The sequence below is a fragment of the Peribacillus sp. NPDC101480 genome (assembly GCF_050277335.1).
In the GTDB taxonomy this organism is placed as follows: Bacteria; Bacillota; Bacilli; order Bacillales; family DSM-1321; genus Peribacillus.
On sequence record NZ_JBNNSB010000002.1, the window covers coordinates 775,573 to 797,091 of the forward strand.

The 21,519-nt window shown below is 37.4% G+C and carries 19 protein-coding genes and 2 pseudogenes; 6 read left to right on the top strand and 15 right to left on the bottom strand.

Going from position 1 to position 21,519, the window contains the following annotated elements; translation table 11 throughout:
- Window positions 1-194 precede the first annotated feature (194 nt).
- Window positions 195-746 (top strand): hypothetical protein, encoded by a 552-nt coding sequence (locus ACQKMF_RS11110; RefSeq protein ID WP_427573137.1) that lies wholly within the window; start codon window positions 195-197, stop codon window positions 744-746.
- A 1,450-nt stretch (window positions 747-2,196) separates the two neighbouring features.
- Window positions 2,197-2,661: a hypothetical protein gene (locus ACQKMF_RS11115; RefSeq protein ID WP_230178272.1), complete on the top strand. Its 465-nt coding sequence runs from the start codon at window positions 2,197-2,199 to the stop codon at window positions 2,659-2,661.
- 438 nt (window positions 2,662-3,099) lie between these two features.
- On the opposite strand, the gene ACQKMF_RS11120 is transcribed toward ACQKMF_RS11115, so the two are convergent.
- The 3 genes from ACQKMF_RS11120 to ACQKMF_RS11130 all read right to left on the bottom strand — a co-directional run bounded on the left by ACQKMF_RS11120 (window position 3,100) and on the right by ACQKMF_RS11130 (window position 6,478).
- On the bottom strand, window positions 3,100-3,414 hold the full coding sequence (locus ACQKMF_RS11120) for an MTH1187 family thiamine-binding protein (RefSeq protein ID WP_230178269.1): 315 nt from the start codon (window positions 3,412-3,414) through the stop codon (window positions 3,100-3,102).
- A 227-nt stretch (window positions 3,415-3,641) separates the two neighbouring features.
- Window positions 3,642-4,811 (bottom strand): MFS transporter, encoded by a 1,170-nt coding sequence (locus ACQKMF_RS11125; RefSeq protein WP_427573140.1) that lies wholly within the window; start codon window positions 4,809-4,811, stop codon window positions 3,642-3,644.
- Window positions 4,812-5,101: 290 nt separating this feature from the next.
- Window positions 5,102-6,478, bottom strand: coding sequence for a PLP-dependent aminotransferase family protein (locus ACQKMF_RS11130; RefSeq protein WP_427573142.1), 1,377 nt, complete (start codon window positions 6,476-6,478; stop codon window positions 5,102-5,104).
- A 160-nt stretch (window positions 6,479-6,638) separates the two neighbouring features.
- On the opposite strand from ACQKMF_RS11130, the gene ACQKMF_RS11135 reads away from it, so the two are divergent.
- Window positions 6,639-7,541, top strand: a complete 903-nt coding sequence (locus ACQKMF_RS11135; RefSeq protein WP_427573144.1) for a DMT family transporter — start codon at window positions 6,639-6,641, stop codon at window positions 7,539-7,541.
- A 444-nt stretch (window positions 7,542-7,985) separates the two neighbouring features.
- Here ACQKMF_RS11135 and ACQKMF_RS11140 read toward each other — a convergent pair whose 3' ends face one another.
- The 8 genes and pseudogenes from ACQKMF_RS11140 to ACQKMF_RS11175 all read right to left on the bottom strand — a co-directional run bounded on the left by ACQKMF_RS11140 (window position 7,986) and on the right by ACQKMF_RS11175 (window position 14,700).
- Complete coding sequence (locus ACQKMF_RS11140) at window positions 7,986-8,240, bottom strand: alpha/beta hydrolase (RefSeq protein WP_427573192.1); 255 nt, start codon at window positions 8,238-8,240, stop codon at window positions 7,986-7,988.
- Window positions 8,241-8,647: 407 nt separating this feature from the next.
- On the bottom strand, window positions 8,648-9,274 hold the full coding sequence (locus ACQKMF_RS11145) for a GyrI-like domain-containing protein (protein WP_402941920.1): 627 nt from the start codon (window positions 9,272-9,274) through the stop codon (window positions 8,648-8,650).
- 301 nt (window positions 9,275-9,575) lie between these two features.
- Window positions 9,576-9,959: a VOC family protein gene (locus ACQKMF_RS11150; RefSeq protein ID WP_427573146.1), complete on the bottom strand. Its 384-nt coding sequence runs from the start codon at window positions 9,957-9,959 to the stop codon at window positions 9,576-9,578.
- A 102-nt stretch (window positions 9,960-10,061) separates the two neighbouring features.
- The gene (locus tag ACQKMF_RS11155) at window positions 10,062-10,340 is read right to left on the bottom strand and encodes an ArsR/SmtB family transcription factor (protein WP_101221498.1); all 279 of its coding nucleotides are present in this window, start codon (window positions 10,338-10,340) and stop codon (window positions 10,062-10,064) included.
- A 350-nt stretch (window positions 10,341-10,690) separates the two neighbouring features.
- Window positions 10,691-13,306, bottom strand: a complete 2,616-nt coding sequence (gene ppsA, locus ACQKMF_RS11160; RefSeq protein WP_427573148.1) for a phosphoenolpyruvate synthase — start codon at window positions 13,304-13,306, stop codon at window positions 10,691-10,693.
- Window positions 13,307-13,604: 298 nt separating this feature from the next.
- Window positions 13,605-14,162, bottom strand: a pseudogene (locus ACQKMF_RS11165) (ABC transporter permease); the annotation flags it as partial.
- 38 nt (window positions 14,163-14,200) lie between these two features.
- Window positions 14,201-14,416, bottom strand: a complete 216-nt coding sequence (locus ACQKMF_RS11170; RefSeq protein ID WP_137019808.1) for a hypothetical protein — start codon at window positions 14,414-14,416, stop codon at window positions 14,201-14,203.
- Between the two features lie 89 nt (window positions 14,417-14,505).
- Complete coding sequence (locus ACQKMF_RS11175; protein ID WP_101221495.1) at window positions 14,506-14,700, bottom strand: hypothetical protein; 195 nt, start codon at window positions 14,698-14,700, stop codon at window positions 14,506-14,508.
- An 881-nt stretch (window positions 14,701-15,581) separates the two neighbouring features.
- On the opposite strand from ACQKMF_RS11175, the gene ACQKMF_RS11180 reads away from it, so the two are divergent.
- Together ACQKMF_RS11180 and ACQKMF_RS11185 are read left to right on the top strand one after the other, a co-directional pair.
- On the top strand, window positions 15,582-15,728 hold the full coding sequence (locus ACQKMF_RS11180) for a hypothetical protein (protein ID WP_427573151.1): 147 nt from the start codon (window positions 15,582-15,584) through the stop codon (window positions 15,726-15,728).
- Window positions 15,706-16,107 (top strand): annotated as a pseudogene (locus ACQKMF_RS11185) (tyrosine-type recombinase/integrase); the annotation flags it as partial. The gene ACQKMF_RS11180 and the pseudogene ACQKMF_RS11185, both read left to right, overlap by 23 nt.
- Before the next feature lie 118 nt (window positions 16,108-16,225).
- Here ACQKMF_RS11185 and glnA read toward each other — a convergent pair.
- From glnA to hflX, 4 genes are all read right to left on the bottom strand, one after another.
- Window positions 16,226-17,560 carry a type I glutamate--ammonia ligase gene (glnA, locus tag ACQKMF_RS11190; RefSeq protein WP_034313424.1) on the bottom strand — a complete coding sequence of 445 codons (1,335 nt, stop codon included), beginning with the start codon at window positions 17,558-17,560 and terminating at the stop codon, window positions 16,226-16,228.
- Window positions 17,561-17,595: 35 nt separating this feature from the next.
- On the bottom strand, window positions 17,596-18,000 hold the full coding sequence (locus ACQKMF_RS11195) for a MerR family transcriptional regulator (RefSeq protein ID WP_101226049.1): 405 nt from the start codon (window positions 17,998-18,000) through the stop codon (window positions 17,596-17,598).
- Between the two features lie 197 nt (window positions 18,001-18,197).
- A complete protein-coding gene (locus ACQKMF_RS11200; RefSeq protein ID WP_427573154.1) occupies window positions 18,198-19,466 on the bottom strand; it encodes an aminotransferase class I/II-fold pyridoxal phosphate-dependent enzyme in 1,269 nt (422 codons plus the stop codon).
- Between the two features lie 16 nt (window positions 19,467-19,482).
- On the bottom strand, window positions 19,483-20,733 hold the full coding sequence (gene hflX, locus ACQKMF_RS11205; RefSeq protein ID WP_101226047.1) for a GTPase HflX: 1,251 nt from the start codon (window positions 20,731-20,733) through the stop codon (window positions 19,483-19,485).
- A 168-nt stretch (window positions 20,734-20,901) separates the two neighbouring features.
- Between hflX and ACQKMF_RS11210 the strand changes: the two genes are divergently transcribed.
- Window positions 20,902-21,510, top strand: coding sequence for a trimeric intracellular cation channel family protein (locus tag ACQKMF_RS11210; protein ID WP_101226046.1), 609 nt, complete (start codon window positions 20,902-20,904; stop codon window positions 21,508-21,510).
- The last annotated feature ends 9 nt before the right edge of the window (window positions 21,511-21,519 follow it).

Below are 21,519 nucleotides of genomic sequence, written 5' to 3' on the forward strand. Positions count from 1 at the left end.
ATAGCCTAATTAGGTTATTGAATTTTAACTTCAAATTCAGGCGAGCTTTATGCCGGCTAAAAATAGCCGCTTCTCGAGAAAGTTATTGAGTATTTTTTTTATTTGAATTAATTATAATTGGACTAACTGGCTATTCGGGACAGAACAACAGTGATGAGAGGCTGCCCATCATAATTTAAGAAGGAGTGTTTCTAATGGATATTACTATACAAACTTCTTTTGAAAATTTACTTTCTCAAGATAAGGACTTACAATACGAAGCCTACAATCATATCCTTGCTTCTACCAAAGAAGAGGTGGACTGGGCTTATGATGTATGGGACCAATTGAAGGATGATTTGACTCATTCTGATAACCACCGAAGATCAAGGGCGGCACAATTTCTTAGCAGTTTGGCGAAAAGTGATCCTGAGAAAAGAATGCTAAAGGATTTCCCATTGGTTTGGGAAGTGACAAAAGATAAAAAATTCGTCACCGCAAGACATAGCCTACAATCTATATGGAAAATAGGTCTAGCTGGCACTGAGCAAAAAGAAATGGTAATAAGAAGTCTTGTTGATCGGTATTTAAATTGCGTTCATGAAAAAAACTACACGTTAATTCGTTTTGATATTATTCAAGGACTTAGGAACTTGTTTAATGAAATAAAAGATGAAGAAATAAAGCAAATCGCACTTAATTTAGTTGAAAAAGAAGAGGATGCAAAATATCAAAAGAAGTATGCAACTGTATGGAAAAATACGTAGAGAACGCCAACGTTGTATCTTTATAAAATGGAGAATACATATCAGACGTTTATAATATGTATTCTCTTCTTGTTAAACAACGCTCCATTTTGTGGAATGCATAATCCTTTAGGATATTAATCCAATTGCATTTTTCAGAACTTTCGGTGCCTTTTTTATTCCTTCCGTTCCAACAAAACTGCTCGCACTCGCTATTAATATGCTTGAAGAAATGAATTTGACCACATAAAAAATTCCTGATCCAATAATTAGATCTAGGATTAAAAACCTTTTAATTGTTGAGCCTTTTATTATATAAATAACGATTTGGTCGTTTTTCTTCATACTCAGCATTGTCACACCCTTATCTTTTTTTAAAGGGTATGACAAAGAGGGGTTGTCATATTCTTCGGCATCATGTCTTTCCTATTTAATAAAACTGATTTCCGCCAACTGGAACAAAATCTGTTTCAAGAGGTAACCCTCTTCTTCTAAAACATATAGATTCACTTAAATTTTTCCGAAATTATGTTTTTAGCTGAATACATATAAGGAACTCTCATACCCTTGTATGATACATTCGAGTCACATTATTTCCCAAAGCAAAGAGCACCCAATGAATGGATGCTCCAAGGAAATCGGTTTAACCCTTAATGGTTTTAGCAATTGTTTCTTGGTTTTACTGCAATCACAACATCATTCTTTATCCTCTTTATTACTGCATTTCTCTAGCTTAAAACTATATTCCAATTTAAAACAGCATTTTTCTTCTTTAGACTTATTGTCTTTCTTACTATTATTTTTATCTTTATATTATAGAAATTATTAAATTACGCTTGTGCTTGTCCCCAATAATTAAATTACATATTTTATATACAGTGAAAAAGCACCCAGACAATGAGTGCCTTTCGATGATTTATAAAACATACAGAAGGTGTTTAGGCACACACTTATTAAATGCATTTGCCTAATAACATAAAAAACTGCCTACCCATGGATAGACGTTTACGATATAGCCTACGAATTGACATGTTAATTGTCAAAAGATTACTTTATTTATGCCAACCGCCATTCATCTCCCCCTTTCAGTTGTAATTAACGCTTGAAGAGGAAAAGATTTAGTCTTTTTTTTTGCTTAATTTTAACTATCATTGGTTCTATTTATACCGTCTTGTTTGCCCCTTATCATTCGAGGAAAACTAATATTATTCGATGTCAGTATTACTGCTATAATCGAGTTTGTCATGAACATTATGTTTATCCTTTATTTTATAAAGATATATTATTAAAAAGCACACTTTAGGTGCTTTTTTAATTTTTCCACTTCCCCCTAACTGTTCGATATCACGATTCATCCCTATCAATTAAAAGAGAATCAGAAATGAAAAAATTTTGCCTATTACCAGCTTCTTAGTACTAATCTCTTTTTCTCCTAATAAACTTAATAAAAAAACTATTTAGGAGGGGTCAAATGTTTAATAAATCTACGAATAAAAAACTGAATAGTACTACTCCAATTATTTGTAAAATAAATGACGTCACTTACCAAAAGTACCATCTATATAAGAAATCATATGAGCGGGAAGTATTGGTCATAAAAGATTACGGTAAAGACCGTGGTGTTACCAATAAAAGTATTGCGTTATTCGAAGCAGTTAAAGACCAATTTGACCGTTTTAAAATTGCAAAAATTGTTAAAGAAATTAATAACGAAAATTTTTTGGTCGATAGCGACCTCATCCTTATAGACAAAAAAGGAAATGAGCTACACCTATCTGGTTGTAGTTGCGGGTATGCAGGCACTGGTTCACATGGAACTGTTGAAATTTTGAATAAGGCTGGATTCGAGATAGATAGAAGATTTGTGATTTGCTCAAAAGGATTCACTCTTTTTCATCCAAATGAAGAAAAAGAACTTTATGGCGAACGTTTATAAATTATCTACACTCACTACCTCAACTCATGCAGTTTTGCAGATGGACGCCTGTAAAGAGGATACGGTAGCATGCTAATGACAAGAAAAAAGTGAAATGGTTATTCAAATACATGGATTATGCAAGATAGAATATGGAAATCTATCCAATGGATCAGCCAGTTGGCTCAATTTCATTAAATAATAAATAAAAAAAGCCTTGGTAACTGAGAAATCAGTAATACCAAGGCTTTAAAGCTATTAATACATTGACATTAATTGGAAATCATCGACGAAAATCGGTATATATTTCCGAAAACAGCAATATATCTACGAAAATCAGGATATATCTCCGAAAACTATAATATATCTACGAAAATCAGGATATATCTACGAAAACTATAATATATCTACGAAAGACGAAAATCGAGGTATATCTGTCTCTATTGCTTATAAAACATGTTATTCCTCAAGCATGCCCTTAATTCGCTTTACTTTGTCTTCCATCCTGCGTTCTTTATCACGACGGTCATCGATTCGGATATTCGTACAGACTCTAGCAAGACCTTTTTCAAAAGGTACTTCGTGCATCGCTTGGATCACTTCAAATAATTTAGGCAGATCGCCTTCAATGATTGTATTCATGGGTGTCAGTTGAAAACGGATTTCTCCCTTCTCTTCATATTGCTTTAATACTCTTTGAATATCTGCCACATAGCTGCTAACACTTGGAGTTTGTGTACCGACAGGAATAACCGTTACATCAACAATTGCCATTTTTATTCACCAATCCTTTTTATGTATTAATCAAGAAGCTTACTAACATCCATCCTAGTATAGACGGGTGTTTTTACTATTATAACTCAAACTTCGAACCTGGGAAATTTGATATGAGCTTTGGAGCGTGAGATTCGTAAATCAAAGCACTTCTACTGGCAAGAAAATTACTGTAGAATCAGCCAAATAAACAAGTCCACCTCTATTAAAATAGAGGTGGACTTGTTTTAGATCGATTTCTTATGCCTTATCTTTTCATTTATATAATCCTTATAGACTAAAACAGCAACAACAATAAAACTTAGACTAACAAACCTGAAGATCATCTCTAAACTGATCCATTTAGCTAAAATACCTAATACAAATGCGCTAACTCCAACACCAACGTCAAAACTGGAAAAAAAGGTTGCGTTGGCCGCTCCTCTTTTTTCTTCACTTACCTTTTGAACAGTCCATGTTTGTAAACATGGCATAACAGTTCCATAACCTGCCCCAAATAAAATCGCCGCAATGATAAGTTGAGAATCATTTGTCGTATACGATAGGATAACAAGTGAAAAAAATCCTAACACAGCTGACATAATGATAATAGACCAAGGTCCTTTTTTGTCATACCATTTTCCGGTAAACGGACGTAGTAAAGTTGAGACAGTTGCATTGATAAGGAAGAATAGAAAAATATGATCTACTTCCCTTTGTTCACCAAAAAGAACCAAAAATGTAATAATAGCCCCAAAACCAAGTGTTGTAATAACTGTAAGTAATGCTGGGAACCAAACGTCTTTTTCAAAAATCATATCCAAAAAACGAAATGGCTTCTTCTCACGCTTTACAATAGTAGGTGAATATACAAATTGAAGCGCAATTACTGCCAATAAGCTCAGTATTACTGATGACCATATCAAAATATTGAAGGAAAAAGAGTCATAGATTAGGATACCTATACTTGGTGCAACGATAGCCCCGACTGTCGTGGATATAGAAAAATACCCTATTCCTTCTCCTAAGCGTGTCTTAGGAATCAAATCCACTACTATTGTACTATTAGCTGTAGTTGATACCCCCCACGCTGCACCATGGAAAAGTCGTAACAATAGAATAAGCCATATAATATTAAGAAACGGATATAGTATCGTAATGATCATTAAAGCTGCACTTGCACAAATGGCTAGACTTTTCCTCTGGTTATCAATTAAATAGTAACCTACAAAAGGCCTGATGAAAACAGCACCTATCGTAAATAATGATGTTACTAGACCAACCTGAATGGAAGATGCATCCATGCTTAATAAATAGGCGGGCAAAATAGGAAGCAACATTTCAAACCCAATAAAAACTAAAAAGTTGCTTATAAATAAAAAAAGAAATGATTTATTAAAGATTCTTTGATTTTTCATATAATTATTCCTCGCTTCTAAATTATTTTTCTAAGTTAGAAGCGTTTGGAACACCGAAACGTTTTTCAATTGTCTAAGGTTTTTAGTCAATTGACTCACCCTCTCTAAACCCTTTAAAAAATTCATCAAACAATCATATCAGAACCTACCCTTATAAACAAGCTCTTATTTTACAGCTTTATATTAAGGAATTAAGGGAGGGACAAGTAAAAACATTTAAGGAAATTTACATTATTTTAAATAACTATTGTGGTTATATATAGGTTGTGACGGGAAAAACCCGACACTTTCTAAATGAGTAAAAAGTTATTTGGAGTAATATGGTTTTTTCTACTATCAATTAAAGCAATACAGTGAGCCAATCGTTCTACCCCTAGTTTAATTTGATTCTCGTTCACTTGAGAGATGCATAATCGAACGAGATTTTCCTTTTTATATTCTGCTAAAAACATTCTGGAGGCATCATCAACATATATATGCTGCTCGTTTAGCATATGAACCACCTGTTTTGCTTTCACATTCTCGGGCAAACTGATGGAAAGATAGAATCCGGAATTCGGTTTAGAAAAAGATGTATTAGCCGGCAGCAATAATTCACATGCTTCTTGAAGGATTTGCATTTTAGTACGGTATACCTCTTTTACTTTTTTGAGATGACTATAAAACATACCGCTTTTCAAATAGATTTCTAGAGCACCTTGAGAAAGTGCTGAACTATTAAAATCAGAACTGAATTTATATCGCAAAAAATTGTTAATCATTAATGCAGGAAGAACGACAGTACCAATCCTTAATCCTGGGAGAAAGATTTTCGATAGGCTTTTAATATAGATCACTCTCCCAGAAGGATCAAAAGAAAATAAAGGATCAGATTTTGGATTTGGATCAAGGTCTCCTAAAATATCATCCTCCACTATATATACATCGTATTTTTCAGCTAACTCAACGATTTTTTTCTTTTCGCTATTCGTGTAACTATGTCCAAGTGGATTGTGAAATCTCGGGATAATATAAAAAAATTTTATTTCATTATTTCGAAAAATGTATTCCAGCCGATCAAGATCAATCCCTTCCATTGATAATTCAATACCAAAAGTAGTAGCTTGATGCAGATTGATCGACTCAATGAATCCGAAATAAGTCGGCTGTTCAATTAGAATATTGTTTTTTCCATTCGGGAATGGCATAGAAACTAATAAATTAAGGGCTTGCTGCGAGCCAGAAACAACCACTAATCTCTCCGGTTGAGTGAACACCTGTAAGTTTTGCAAATATTTCACCAACTGTACTCGCAGTGAGTAAAGCCCTTGTTGATCAGAGTATGTAAAAAGCTCTTCTTTATAATGGTCGATTGCTTGATTCATACAATGTTGAAATTCCACATAAGGCATAACATTTTTATCTGGACCGGCAGACAAAAAATCAATCACCTCATTTTCTACCGTCTCTTTTTGATATTCATTCACAACATAGTAGCCGCTTTTAGGAACAGAATAAATTAAATGCTCTTTTTCAAGTTCTACGTATGCTTTAATGACCGTATTTTTGCTACATGAAAAATACTCAGATAACTGACGAATCGAAGGAAGCTTACTGCCTGCAATTAGCGAACCATCTTCAAGGCGAAGCTTAATGTCTTCCATTATCTTTATATATTTTGAGTTCATATATTGATCCCCCTTCATCTGTACCAGGACAGATAGGTAAAAAAATGGTTTATTTTTATTGAGCATACTCATAGTATGTTAATTATATCAAAACTGTTTTTAAGTTAAATAAAAAATGGTACAGATGTGGTACAAAGTATAAAGATTGGGGTTGGAACAGATGCGGGGAGAAAAAAGAGAAAAGTTCGGATTATTTTTGGGATTAGTGGGGGTCATTTGTTTTAGTTTAACGCTCCCTTCTACAAGTATTGCAGTAGAATATTTTGGGACTACGATCGTTGGTTTAGGAAGAACGGTTGTTGCCGCTATTTTAGTAGCCGTGGTACTAATTGTTCGAAAAGAAAAGCTACCATCTCTTCGCCAATTCAAACGTCTACTTATAGTTGCTTTTGGTGCAGTTTTAGGATTTCCTCTCCTCACTTCTTGGGCAATGGAAACCTTGCCTGTTTCTCATGGAGCTGTGGAATTAGCTCTGTTGCCGTTAGCAACAGCCGGATTTGCTATATTTAGGGCAGGTGAAAACCCATCTCTCAAATTCTGGATTTCAAGTATAATCAGCTCTTTAGCGGTAGTTATGTATGCACTTCATCTTGGATTCGGCCAATTGCAATTTGCCGATTTAGCTTTACTGGCAGCAGTAATCATACTGGGACTTAGTTACGCAGAAGGGGGGGAATTAGCGAAAGAAATAGGCAGCTGGCAAGTGATTGCTTGGGCAATTATGATCGGTGCTCCATTTTTCGTTATTCCAGTTGGGCTAAACCTCACGAATGAAATGCTTCATGCCCCTTTACAAGCTTGGATCAGTTTCATTTATCTCGCAGTCGTTAGTCAATTTTTAGCATATGTTGCTTGGTATAGCGGAATGGCTATGGGCGGGATAGCAAGAATTAGCCAGATTCAATACTTACAACCATTTTTAATGATTCTATTTGCAACAGTATTTCTAGATGAATCCATCACAATTTTCACTCTTGTAATAGCAGTGATTGTTGTTTTTTCTGTTATATTAGGCAAAAATGCTCCTGTATCAAAAAACGGAGCTGTATCGGGGAAAACCTAACTGCATGTTCAATTGAGATTTCTATATAATCAAAAAAAATGTATATTCCTGCACAATTTATCAATAAAGACTCAACACTTGCCTTCGACATTATGAGGGAACTTAGTATTGCGAACCTTTTTTCTTAAACATAATGGATGGCTTACGGGACTCATTTAGCGTAAATATTAAACATGAACATTTGAAGCGAAAGCAAAGATAAGTAAAAATCATCCATCGCAAAGACAAAAGTTAATTGTTTAGAAACTGGAAAAAATCTCAAATACTAATGAGCAACAGATTTCATTATTAATGAAATCAAACCTAAAAACACAAAGTGAATGCTACTGACCTAACGGGAGTGTTGATCAAAAAAGGATTAACACTCTTTTCCTTCATTAAGTGGTGTGTTGAAATTCTATAATTTTTTTAAGCTAATGCATCCTATAGTTTAAGTATTTGCTATCATATACGTTTGTTATTGGCTTGAACCCAATCCACAAAGGCTTCAATGCCATTCACGACTGCTTCGGTCCGTATGGAGTGATACAAATCAAAATTGTGCCCCGCACCAGGAAGTTCGACATAAACAACCGGATTGGATGAGGAATCACGCAGATGCTCCGTGAAGCGTCGGGAATTTTCCACGGACACTAACCTGTCCTGGTCACCATGCGCCACGAAAAATGGAGGTGCTTCTTTTACCTTTTGCCACTTTATGAAATTTCACTCTTAACTATATGTAAGATCACTATTATAGTTCTTAAGTTTCACCTTTACATGCTTTTTCTAATAGTTGTTCGTGAGCAAGTGTGAATCCTTCTTCCACAAAATTGCCCCGGATAGCTGCATAATAAAAAGGCTGCCTTTAAGGCAGCTCCCGATCTTCAGCTATTCCCCGTTTCCAATTGGGTCACCCCGGATTTGTGGTGTCCCATGAGTACAATTTATTTCTTATTATTTTACAACTAAAATCAATATGCGTGATCTATTGGAAAATACTATTATCTGGATTTCGCTTTTTAACGATGGTCATAGGCAAATCCGCAGGAGTCACACACACCTGTTCCAATCAACTTTTTTAACTTTTGATAGAACCCTTTTGTCTACAAACTGAAGAGTTTATCCTAGTCTATTGGCTTAACCTTATATCTCAAAACAGTTTTTAATTTTGCAGGTTCGACTTTTCTAAAATCTGAAAGATATATTTCTCTGTGTTGTAATGAAGTTCTTTCAAGATTATTATTTTTTATGAATTCATTCATTAATTTAAAACTTTGAGGTTCATCATCATATGGACCTACATGAAGCATTTGGACAGATAATCCATCATGAAATGTACCGAACTTTACATCATTTAGAAATGGATGTGGTTTCTTTTTTCGTACATGTTCAAATGCTCTCTCCACCACTTCTTTTGTTACAAAATCTGGTTGTCTAATCATGATCGTATATAATAATTCATCTTTATTTAAAGAATCTTTTTTTCTTCCCTCTTCTGTTAAATCCCATATTCCTTCCAATGGATATACGGTATATTCAAAATATCCATCTGGAGTGTATCCCTGCTTCGGCATCATTCTGACCGCATAAGCCAATGAATAAAGAACACCTATCCTTTCAGCGAATTCGTGCTCATTTGGATTTCCTTTTCCCTTTATCGAAAAGAATTTCTGTTCAGGAATTGTTACAAGTTCAGATTTTTGTTTTGGGATATATAAATTCTTCTCTTGTTTTCTCCATTCGTATTTCATTAGTTTTTGTTCCCCTTCTCTATAACTTTTCAGTATGTTTGATTACTTCTTCAACGTCCTTTTAATTAAACCTTCATCTGAACCATTCCTTCAAGCCCTTATTGTTTCACTAAATCAAAATAAGCTGGGCTATTCCCGTACATCCATCAAGTATCTTTTGTGTTACCTTTTGACCAATATGATAGATAGAAAGGGTGGTACATATTTGTACCACCCTTCTACTTCTTCCACAATCGCACCTTTAATTTTATACAAGAAAAGCTTTACTCTCATATAACAATTACTTCTATTTCGTCATGAATTACTGCTGCATTATTTGAATGAGGTTGCCGCATGTATCGTCGAAGACAGCTATTGTGACTTCGCCCATTTTTGTCGGCTCCATAGTAAACTTCACACCGTTTTCCAATAATCGTTCGTACTCTTTACGAATATCTGAAACGCCAAACATTGTTGCTGGGATTCCTTCGGAAAATATCTTATTTTGATACTCCTTTGCGGCAGGATGCTCATTCGGTTCAAGTAAAAGCTCGGTACCGTCATGATCCTCGGGAGAAACAAGCGTAATCCACCTGAATTTCCCCATGGGAACGTCATGCTTTTTTTCAAATCCCAGCTTTTCTGAATAAAATTCCAGTGCCTTGTCTTGGTCTTGTACGAATATACTGGTAACAATGATTTTCATAATGTTTTGCCTCCTTAGATATTTGCAACGTATGGTGATCTGCTGACAATCTGGCTGCAAGCAAAACAACCCATATTCGTCAGAAGTCCTGTTCCGATAAGATTACTCTATCCATCCTTTCAACAAGTTCTTAAGTGGTTCGTTGTTGAACATAAGTACACGATATTTTCCCTTTCGTTTAGATTTTACGAGCCCTGCATCTTCCAATGCAGAAAGATGTTTAGCTATCGCCTGTCTCGAAATGGAAAGGTCATGCTTCATAATGAGACGTACCGTAAGTTCATACAACGTCAACTCATTGCGTTCGGATAGTTCGTCTAATATAAGTCGACGAGTCGAATCGCCTAGTGCTTTGAATATAGCGTCTTTGTCCCAATTCATATATCGATTATAAGCAACTCTACGGTTGCTTGTCAATCATAGGCAACTGTAGAGTTGCATGACAAAGGAACCGTATCATGCAATCTTATCAAGTTAAAGTGACATAATTGTAGTTTGAATCATTATAGAAATTCAAACTGTTTTTCAACAAAAAAGTAACACATTAGCATCTCATATGAAGTGTTACTCCATTGTAGTGTTTAAAATCGATTACAATCATTTAACATAGAAAAAAATCCCTGATCAAAAAGCAGGGATTTTTGGCATTTTAATGGACTTAGAGAACACAAAAATGATTATTCGATAATAATTTCAATATAAAATCCTTTATACTGTAAGGTATTCAGCAATTACAATATTTCGATATACCCCTCTGTCCCATGCACTCGAATTCGTTGCCCATCTTTTATCAGTTCAGTCGCATGTTCCACCCCAACAACTGCTGGTAAGCCATATTCACGTGCGATAACTGCTCCATGGGTCATCAGTCCACCAACTTCGGTGACTAAGCCTTTTATGGAAACAAACAATGGTGTCCAGCTAGGGTCAGTAAAGGAAGTGACTAATATATCTCCATCCTCTAGATTAGCTTCTTCCATGTTTAAGATGACACGTGCTCTTCCCTCAATAACACCGGAAGAAACAGGCAGACCTACAATAGCTTCGGCTGGGAGATTTTCTCTTTTGTACTCACCTACAATGATTTCGCCATCAGACGTGATTACACGTGGGGGAGTTAGTTTTTCATATAATTTGTACTCGTCTTTTCGTTTGCCGATGATCTGGTAATCCAGTTTGTTTGTGCGTACTACTTCGCCAAGTTCTTCAAAAGTGAGATAGTATATATCTTCTTTTTCATGAATGACGCCTATTTGTACGAGTTGGTCGGCTTCTTTCAGTAAAGCCTGCTTATAAACGAAATAGCGACTAACCATGCCGTATTTGGGATATTCACGATAACCGATGAAATTCCGGATTAGGTCGATCATTCGTTTTGTTTCCTTGGCTTTTTGATCACCATCCGGTAATTGCTTCAATCGATCCAATAACTCTTGTTCTTTTTTCAAAGCTGCCTGTCGCCCTTGCTCAAATTTCCGTTTACTAGCATTAGGCTCAAAGTTTTTGATGTTACCCAGAATCAACGGGATAAGTGTAATTGGTTTTTCACTCCAACGAGTTCTAGTAATATCGATTTCCCCGGCACCTCGCATGCCGTATTTGCCGAGATAATCATAGATAGCTTCTTGCGTTTTTTGTCCACCTTCGAACTTAACCAGTTCATCCAAAAAGTTATCATTTTTTACATGTTGTAAATAATTAATGACTTCCGGATAAGGACGAATCACATCTGCGACCTCCAGTAGCGCCAGACCCATTTCCGAGGTAATATTGTTTGGTACAGATTGAGAAAGCGTATCTGCTGCGTTTTTTTCTCCTAACCACTCATTCATATTTTCATTGATCCATGATGAAGCATCCATAGCAGCCATAAACACGGCTGAACTTTGTGGGTCAAATAAAATCTTCTTTAATATCTGGATATCTTCCAGAATAAAATCAAATAAATCCGACCCCGATTTCGTTTGGATGTTTTGTTTTAACTCTTCTATCGATGTTTGACTGTTCTTAATCAAATCAGAAACGATTGTCGGGTCGTTTTCGATTTGCGCCCTAGAATTCGCGGACGACACACTTTTATTGCTTTTACCGGAACTCTGTTCTTGCTTATCATTTGGTAAAGATTTTATGAAATCTCCTCGCTCTATTATGGTAATGAGTGCGTCTTTCATGAGCGGATCATGTTGTCCCATTGCATCTAATAACATTTTTCTGCTGTCAAGTGAAGCCAGCATATGTGTGACATCAACAAACAGCCTTCCGCCAGCTTTACGCATAGGTGCAGGAGTCGTTAACAGGAAAAAAGACAATCCCAATGGTTTCATGGGGTCGGTCATCATTTGTTGATGACCGACAGATACATAAACGTGATTTAGTTGATCATTCACTTCAGGGATCGGGTATAAAGTAGTGATTGGCCGACTCTGGACTATATAAAATGTATCATCAACCAAACACCATTCGATATCTTGTGGGCGACCAAAATAAGCTTCGATCTGTCTTCCGATGCGTGCCAGTTGTAAAATCTGTTGATCAGTAAGTGTTTGTGTCTTTTGCTGATCCGGATCGATCTGTTGTTTCACTGTTCCGCCTTCTTTTAGTCCATGGATAGCCAATTTCTTGGTTGCTATCATCTTATCGACGATTTCCTCTTCCTGTACTTTATAACAATCGGCAGAAACCAAGCCAGAAACGAGTGCTTCTCCAAGTCCAAAACTTGCATCGATTGATAGCAGCTTTCGGTTAGAAGTAATCGGATCAGCTGTAAATAAAATCCCTGAAGCCTGTGGGAAAACCATCCTTTGGACAATAACGGATAAATAAACTTGACTGTGGTCAAATCCATTTTGCATACGGTAGATTACCGCGCGATCCGTAAATAGGGAAGCCCAACATTTCCTGATATGCCGCAAGATGGCATCGACGCCGATGATATTTAAATAAGTGTCATGTTGACCAGCAAAAGAGGCATGTGGTAAATCTTCCGCCGTCGCACTGGAACGGACTGCATATGCATGTTCATCACCAAACTGGGAGAGAAAGTGAGTAACTGCTTTCACAACATCGGAAGGAATTTCTACATCCTTAATGATTTGTCGAATCTTCCTGCTGATTTCACCAATTTGTTCACGATCTTCTACTTTTAGAATTGTCAGTCGATCCAACAAAGCTTGGTACGTTTCGTTTTGTTCGATGGCTTTTTGATATCCCACGGTTGTAACACAAAATCCTTCTGGTACTTGTATTCCTTCAATTTTTGATAATTCCCCTAAATTTAATCCTTTTCCGCCAACGAGCAATAGCTGTGTTTTTTCCATCTCCTGAAAACCGAGAACCAATGAACCCATTCTATATCCCTCCCACAAATCTCAATAAAGGTCTATTGTATTTTAGCAGTAGCAATTAAGAATAAATAGTCTATATTTACCATTTCTTATATGCTATAATTAAATTAGGAAGAGTAAGAGTTCAACTATCATACAGTAACCAAATGCCCCGGTTTATCCCCTTGAAGGCAGTTCATATACCTCGAATGATTTACATTTCCTTAAAAAATACCAGAATCAAAATAAATTTGCCCTGGCAGAACTGTATCATCATGATTTAATTTGACCTCTGCTAATTTTATTTTTTCCGTCACATTCTTCATACCCCCTTTTTATACGCCCTCATAAAGGTATAAGCCACTATCATAATCCCAAAGCACCCCCCAAGAGCAATCCATATATCATTACCCACTGGCTGACTTGACAACAACGCACGAATGGATTCCACTATCGAGGTTACCTGTTGATTTTCGGCAAAGGCGCGAACTACCGACGGCATCGAATCGGTTGGTACAAACGCTGAGCTGATAAACGGCAGGAAGATTAACGGATAGGAAAGGGCGCTTGCACCGTCCACTGATTTAGCGGACAGTCCGGCAGTCGCCGCGATCCAAAGTCAGGGCCAGCGTAAACAGCGCAAGAATACCGGATACGGCGAGCCATGACAGCACCCCCGTCGATAATCGAAAGTCCATATTGAGGCAACGAGAATGATTACGGCAACGGAAAAGGCTTTGGATACCAGCGAGGTTAGCACATGCCCCCACAGCACGGTGGAACGCGAAATCGGCATGGAGTGAAACCTCCCGAATATGCTCCTTTGAGTATCTAAAAATAGGCGGTAAGCCGTATGAGAAATACCACTCGCAATCGGCAGGTAAAAAAAGCACCCAAATTAATGGATGCCCTCTGCTTTTATTCACTACTCTTGACGTCTTTTATTAAATCATCTCTAAATGACTTTGCATCTCTTTCAAACACTTTTTCAAAACTTTTTTCATACTCTTCGTAGGTTATCTGACCTTTTTCAATCAGTAATTCTACTATAGCTTTAACCCTTACTCTATTCGACACTAATTCGTTCGTCATATTGGACAATAAAATACCGATTTTCTCATAATCATCATTCATTTTTTGTCATCCCCTTCGTTTAACCAATACGACAAAAATGAGACGTTTTCCTGCAAATAATAAGCACCTTAATGTATAAGTGCTCTATTTTAATTAAATTCATAGCGATCATCATATGTTCTTTCTAATTTGCTCAAAACGCAGTATTCCTTTTTTAATGTTTGCAACTGGTTCTCCAACTCTGAATTTATGCCGTTTCCCATTTTCTCTATAATTTCTTTTTGGGCTTTTTTATTGTCAAACAACTTTTTTAGCACTTTCGCATGTTCATCAAATATATCCACCTTTTCTCCCCCTTAATTTTTATACTATTTATATTCAACTATAAGGCAAGGATTCCTAATTATTTATTCACTCTAAACTTGGCACAAGATATAATAATCACTTTATATGTTGTAGATCATGTATTTCTGTATGCCTAGTTTACAAGGAAGATAAAAAACGCCTACCCGATGGATAGACGGTTATGATATATATTCAATATGTTAAAATAAAAAAAAACAAATTTAGGTAAGCCGCTATGGCTGTACATAAAATTAGTGGGTTTTATCTTTAAAACTCATAAAATTAAGTAATTAGGATTATTTTTAAAAATAGGAAAATTCCTAACAGTAAGGGAAAAAGACATGACAACAATTACAGTTAAGAAAAAAAAACATATTGGAGTAGGTTCACTTTCTTTCGCCCTTTGTTTAATCGTAATATTGTTTAATTTTCGATTAAATTTTGCATGGGAGATATTATTTTAAATAATATTGGGTTAAGCGCTTGGTCAAATGGTGATTCAGGTATTCATTATACAGTGTTCTATTCAATTATATTTTTCATCCCCTCCTTTATTATCGGTAATATTTACCATGATAATAAAGGTGCAAAAGCAGGGAAAATTATATCAGGTTTCCTATCAGTTCTTATAGTACTAGTACTCATAACAACTATTATCAATTTTGTGTAGGATAACACAAAATGTGATAGATTAGTTCATTCCAATTTAATAAGATGAATGAGTTTACTATTTTTTATTAAACTAGATTAAACGTAAAAGAATAGATTAAAAAACAAGCCACTCTCAATGAGAAGGGCTTTTTTTATAATCTATATTTATTACTATAAAAATCAAGAGTAAATGTTTAGATGCACTACTTTTTCTATTGGAGGGAAAATAATGAAAAAAGAGAAGGAAAATGTTCTTACTAATACCATCGAGCATGTATACGTGCCATATGCGCTTGTTGCCGCTATTACATCCCCTGTTCTCGGGTGGATATTAGTTAAAGAGAAGGGGTATTTCCAAGCGGGTTATTTCCATTAGCCAGACACTCGCTCAAGTACTCCAACATCACCTACGGCATCAAAACCAACATAAGCTAGCCTTGAATGATTTATATCACCATGATCTAAACCTAGTTCTTTGCAGGGATGATGGAAGCTTCATGCCAAAGTCTACCTTATTTAACGCATTCAGTCGTATCTTAAAAAGGGCTGCGTTGCCTTCTCTTCCCATCCATTCCCTCCGTCATACACATGCAGTGCTCCAGCTTGAAGCTGGAGCGGATATGAAATATGTTCAGAAAAGATTAGGTCATGGCAGCGTTGCTATAACTTCTGATGTTTACGCACATATAAGCAAAAAACTCGAAAAGAAAAACATAGACAAGTTTGAGGAATACACCAAAGGAAAAATCGATTAAATTTTTTTGCTGAATTTGGTGGGCAAATGGTGGGCAAATATCTATTTCATTTATTCAACTTAGATTTGCCCACCAAATAAAAAACCCCTGACACCAAAGGTGCCAAGGGTTTGAGATATTAATACATTGACATATATTGTTCGCGTTCCCATGGGTGAACTTGTGTACGGAACATATCCCACTCGATTTCTTTTGCTTCAACGAAGTGTTCAAGTAAATGTTCACCTAATGCTTCTTTAATGACTTCATCAGATTTTAATGTTTCCAATGCAGCATATAAAGTAGCTGGTAGATCAACGATACCTACTTCTTCACGTTCTTCTTTATTCATAACATAGATGTTGCGGTCAACTGGAGCTGGTGGAGTCAAGTCGTTCTTGATACCGTCAAGACCAGCTTTTAGTAGAACTGCAAGTGCCAAATATGGGTTTGCTGCTGGATCGACACTACGTACCTCTACGCGAGTACTCACTCCGCGTGATGCTGGGATACGGATTAATGGGCTACGGTTTTTAGCGGACCATGCAACATAACAAGGAGCTTCGTAACCAGGAACTAGACGTTTGTATGAGTTAACAGTTGGGTTTGTTACCGCAGTGAAGCTTGGAGCATGCTTAATGATACCTGCGATAAATTGCTCAGCTGTTTTGCTTAATTCCAATTTACCTTCTTTATCATAAAATGCGTTTTCGTTGCCTTTGAATAAAGATACGTTACAGTGCATACCAGATCCGTTAACACCGAACAATGGTTTTGGCATGAATGTCGCGTGTAAACCATGTTTGCGGGCAATCGTCTTAACAACCAATTTAAATGTTTGGATGTTATCACAAGCTGAGATTGCATCTGCATATTTAAAGTCAATTTCATGTTGTCCTGGAGCTACTTCATGGTGGGATGCTTCGATTTCAAATCCCATTTCTTCAAGCTCAAGAACGATATCACGACGGCAGTTTTCTCCTAGGTCAGTAGGTGCAAGGTCAAAGTATCCGCCTTTATCGTTCAATTCCAGCGTCGGCTCGCCTGCTGCATCCAGTTTGAATAGGAAGAATTCAGGTTCAGGTCCAAGATTGAAATCTGTGAAGCCCATTTCTCTTGCTTCTGCAAGAACACGTTTTAGGTTAGCACGTGGATCTCCATCAAAAGGTGTTCCATCCGTATTGTAAATATCACAGATCAAACGTGCCACTTTACCTTTTTCGGAAGTCCAAGGGAAGATAACCCATGTGTTTAAATCAGGATATAGGTACATATCAGACTCTTCGATACGAACGAAGCCTTCAATGGAAGATCCGTCAAACATCATTTTATTATCAAGCGCTTTTTCTAATTGACTGACTGGGATTTCAACGTTTTTAATTGTCCCTAAAATGTCAGTAAACTGTAAACGGATGTACTTAACATTTTCTTCTTTCGCTAAACGAGTGATGTCTTCACGTGTGAACTTTGCCAATTTCTATTCCCCCTAATAATTCATAAATCATATTTTTATTGGAAAAAACGGGACATATCCCCTTGTCTAAGAGATGTTCGATGCTTGCTTCCTTGTAAAAGCTCGGAACGCAGAAGCTTGCGAAGCTCCTCGTCACTAAGGTCATGCCTTATTTTTTCCGCTTGTTCTAATTCTTGAGTTTTAGGTAAATTCTGTTCCTTTACAGTGAAAATCTTTTTAATGCCGGCCAGATTGACTCCTTGTTCGATTAAATCTTTAATCTCAAGCAGCCGATCTATATCATTTAATGAAAAAACCCGACGATTTCCATCTGTTCTCATAGGAGTAATAAGTTGATGCTCTTCGTAATACCGAATTTGGCGTGCAGACAACTCAGTTAACTGCATGACGATTCCGATGGAAAAAAGAGGCATCGAACGCCGAATGTTGTTGCCGCTCATTCTTAGCATCCTCCTTTTGTTTATCTTAAAGTAATCTTATATCATGTTATTAAACTTGTCAATATGATGTTACATTTTATAACGTGAATTTTTTCAGAAAAATTAAATGATTTGTTACTACACAAATATTTTGACTATTGTTTTTACTGGAATCCAATTGTATCTGGATTCCCATTACATACTTAATTTAAATTCATTTACAATTGAATCAGTTTTTTGTCCATTAGCGCATTCACAGCAGTCAATACAGCTATTTTAACATGGGCGTATGTCAATCCGCCTTGAACGTAGGCAACATATGGAGCCCTTGTCGGACCATCTGCCGTCAGTTCAATGCTGGCCCCCTGTATAAAGGTGCCTGCAGCCATGATTACATCGTCCTCATATCCCGGCATATAGGCAGGATATGGTGTCACATGTGAATTGATTGGTGATGCATATTGGATGGCCTGACAGAAGGCAACCATCTTATCCCGGTCATCGAATTGGACGGATTGAATCAAGTCAGTTCGCTTCGCATCCCATTTTGGGGATGTATTCATACCGAGCTTTTCTAAAAAGGCAGCTGTGAACATGGCTCCCTTAACAGCTTGTCCCACGACATGCGGTGCAAGGAAGAATCCTTGGTACATTTCCTGCAGACTATAAAGCGACGCACCTGCTTCAGCCCCTATTCCAGGTGATGTTAACCGATAAGAGCAAGCTTCAACCAGGTCCTTTTTACCAACAATGTATCCACCGGTTTTCACTATCCCGCCGCCAGGATTTTTAATGAGTGAACCAGCCATTAAATCCGCTCCGACATGACATGGTTCTTGTGTCTCAACAAACTCTCCATAACAATTATCCACGAACACGACGATTTCCGGGTTAATGTCTTTGATACAGGAAATCATTTCCTTTATTTCATCGATCGTAAAGGACGGACGTGTAGCATACCCTTTTGACCGTTGTATACCGACCATCTTCGTGTTTGGTTGAATTGCTTGTTTGACGGCTTCGAAATCAACGGTTCCAGTTTCCGCTAACGGAACGGCTTTATAGCTGATCTGAAAATCACGTAAAGATCCGATACCCGTTCCCCGGATACCGACGATTTCTTCCAAAGTATCATACGGCTTTCCAGTTATGTATAACAATTCATCTCCTGGGCGCAATATGCCGAAAAGAGCGGTGGAGATTGCGTGTGTGCCTGATATAATTTGGGGGCGCACCAATCCAGCTTCCGCACCAAAAACATCTGCATATATCAATTCTAGCGTATCGCGGCCCATATCATCGTATCCATACCCTGTAGTCGGGATGAAATGGGAATCACTCACTTTATGTGCTTGATAACTTTGTAATACACGAAATTGATTTTCTTCAATTCGTTCGTCCACTTGCTTATGTAATGGAGAAATCATTGCTTCCACTTCCTGGGCAATGTTTTTCAACACTTCTCCATTTGTTAACTGCTGATACATCAAAAATTCCCCTTTATTATGAATATTTCTCCAGCTGCCCGGTTATTGGATGATCAGCTAGACAAAAACCTTTGCATTCATATCTTTCCGATTCTTCATTAAAGGAGAGAGTGCGCAATATGGTTTCATTTTTCAGCTGTGATAATAGTTTACCCTCACTCGATGGCAGGAAAACATGATACGGGATCATTTCTTCAATCACGTACTTTTCAATTTCTTCCATGATTTCATTCAGATCCGATTGTTCATAGGCACTTATCATTAATGAAGCACGACTGGCTGACCTGACAAAATCAGCGTGAACCTTATCTTTCTTATTATACAACGTTAGCTGTGGAATGGAAGGGACATCTAAGTCATTTAGCAAATCCTGCACCGTTTTCTGATGATTAAAGTAATCTGTACTTGACGAATCCACCACATGGAGCAATAGATCCGCTTCTTTCACTTCTTCCAGGGTCGAGCGGAATGCGGCTATTAAAGACGTCGGCAAATCTTGAATGAAGCCAACCGTATCCGTCAGCAGCACGGTAAATCCGCTAGGAAGTATCGCCTTTCGTGTCATGGGATCAAGTGTAGCGAATAACTGGTTCTCTTCGTAAGAATCCGCCTCCGTCAAACGGTTGAACAGTGTTGATTTACCTGCATTCGTGTATCCTACAAGGGCTATTTGAAAGGTCTTATTACGCTTCCTTCTGTCACGATAGCGTTCGCGATGCTTCACTATGCCACTTAATTGTTGCTTGATTTCATCTATTTTCCCACGAATGTGGCGGCGGTCGCTTTCCAGCTTCGTTTCACCTGGTCCCCTGGTGCCGATTCCGCCGCCCAGCCTGGACATTGCCGTCCCCTGTCCGACCAAACGCGGCAATAAATATTGGAGCTGAGCAAGTTCGACCTGCAGCTTCCCTTCCCTGGATCTCGCCCGCTGAGCGAATATATCCAATATTAGCTGTGTCCGGTCAATGATCCTTGCCTCCAATTGCTTCGAAAGGTTCCGAATCTGGCTAGGGGAAAGTTCATCATTAAAGATAAATAAATCCGGCTCAAGCTCCTCTTCCAGATTCCGAAGTTCCTCCACTTTTCCTTTTCCTATATATGTAGCCGGATCGACGCTTTCCCTTTTCTGGGTGATGGTCATTAATACCTCACCATTCGCCGTCTTCGCCAATGAAGCCAGTTCATCAAGTGAATATTCAAAACGTTCAATAGTCTCAGTTGTTTGACACCCAACCAAAACGGCCGTTTCCTTTATTGCTTCTTCCAAATCACATGCACCACCTTCAGGTAGATTTCAGTTAATCATAACAAAAAAATTGAATATATAAAAATTTCCTTAAAACGTAGCTTTTAGCCGTTTTAAAAATTCCGATAACATGCTAAAATCAAATTTGGCTTTACCATCAAAATCAAAAAGACATAGAGGGACATTCATATGACATGGGAAGTATTAAGTTTCATAGGTACGATTGCATTCGCTATTAGCGGGACCATCATCGCCATGGAAGAAGAGTATGATATTTTAGGAGTTTATATTTTAGGAATAATAACTGCCTTTGGCGGAGGGGCAATCCGCAATCTGCTGATCGGTGTCCCCGTTTCAGCATTATGGGATCAAAGTTTCTATTTTGTCATCGCTTTAGTATCCATCACCATCGTTTTCGTTTTTCCTACAAACCTTTCAAAGCACTGGGATAGATGGGGAAACTTCAGTGATGCCATTGGCCTTTCAGCCTTTGCAATCCAAGGGGCGATGTATGCCGTGGAACTTAATCATCCAATAAGCGCCGTCATTGTATCAGCTGCATTAACCGGATGCGGCGGCGGGATACTCCGTGACGTACTGGCCGGAAGAAAGCCATTGGTCTTCAGAAAAGAAATCTACGCAGTATGGGCCATCATTGCAGGCTTGGCTTTAGGCAGTGGTGTATTATCCCAGTCATGGCAGCTTTATTCGCTCTTTGCCGTCATCACGATATTGCGCGTCCTTTCTTACACCAACAATTGGCATCTTCCTAATAAAAAATGGGTGCCTAAAACATAAATTTGAAAA

Excerpts from the sequence above, each read along its gene's own strand:
- ACQKMF_RS11135 (WP_427573144.1), top strand. The coding sequence starts at position 6,639 with ATGCGGGGAGAAAAAAGAGAAAAGTTCGGATTATTTTTGGGATTAGTG.
- ACQKMF_RS11145 (WP_402941920.1), bottom strand. The coding sequence starts at position 9,274 with ATGAAATACGAATGGAGAAAACAAGAGAAGAATTTATATATCCCAAAA.
- ACQKMF_RS11200 (WP_427573154.1), bottom strand. The coding sequence starts at position 19,466 with ATGTATCAGCAGTTAACAAATGGAGAAGTGTTGAAAAACATTGCCCAG.
- ACQKMF_RS11195 (WP_101226049.1), bottom strand. The coding sequence starts at position 18,000 with ATGAGCGGCAACAACATTCGGCGTTCGATGCCTCTTTTTTCCATCGGA.
- ACQKMF_RS11180 (WP_427573151.1), top strand. The coding sequence starts at position 15,582 with ATGAAAAAAGAGAAGGAAAATGTTCTTACTAATACCATCGAGCATGTA.
- ACQKMF_RS11150 (WP_427573146.1), bottom strand. The coding sequence starts at position 9,959 with ATGAAAATCATTGTTACCAGTATATTCGTACAAGACCAAGACAAGGCA.
- ACQKMF_RS11125 (WP_427573140.1), bottom strand. The coding sequence starts at position 4,811 with ATGAAAAATCAAAGAATCTTTAATAAATCATTTCTTTTTTTATTTATA.
- ACQKMF_RS11155 (WP_101221498.1), bottom strand. The coding sequence starts at position 10,340 with ATGAATTGGGACAAAGACGCTATATTCAAAGCACTAGGCGATTCGACT.
- ACQKMF_RS11110 (WP_427573137.1), top strand. The coding sequence starts at position 195 with ATGGATATTACTATACAAACTTCTTTTGAAAATTTACTTTCTCAAGAT.
- ACQKMF_RS11120 (WP_230178269.1), bottom strand. The coding sequence starts at position 3,414 with ATGGCAATTGTTGATGTAACGGTTATTCCTGTCGGTACACAAACTCCA.
- ACQKMF_RS11130 (WP_427573142.1), bottom strand. The coding sequence starts at position 6,478 with ATGAACTCAAAATATATAAAGATAATGGAAGACATTAAGCTTCGCCTT.
- ppsA (WP_427573148.1), bottom strand. The coding sequence starts at position 13,306 with ATGGGTTCATTGGTTCTCGGTTTTCAGGAGATGGAAAAAACACAGCTA.
- ACQKMF_RS11170 (WP_137019808.1), bottom strand. The coding sequence starts at position 14,416 with ATGAATGATGATTATGAGAAAATCGGTATTTTATTGTCCAATATGACG.
- ACQKMF_RS11115 (WP_230178272.1), top strand. The coding sequence starts at position 2,197 with ATGTTTAATAAATCTACGAATAAAAAACTGAATAGTACTACTCCAATT.
- ACQKMF_RS11210 (WP_101226046.1), top strand. The coding sequence starts at position 20,902 with ATGACATGGGAAGTATTAAGTTTCATAGGTACGATTGCATTCGCTATT.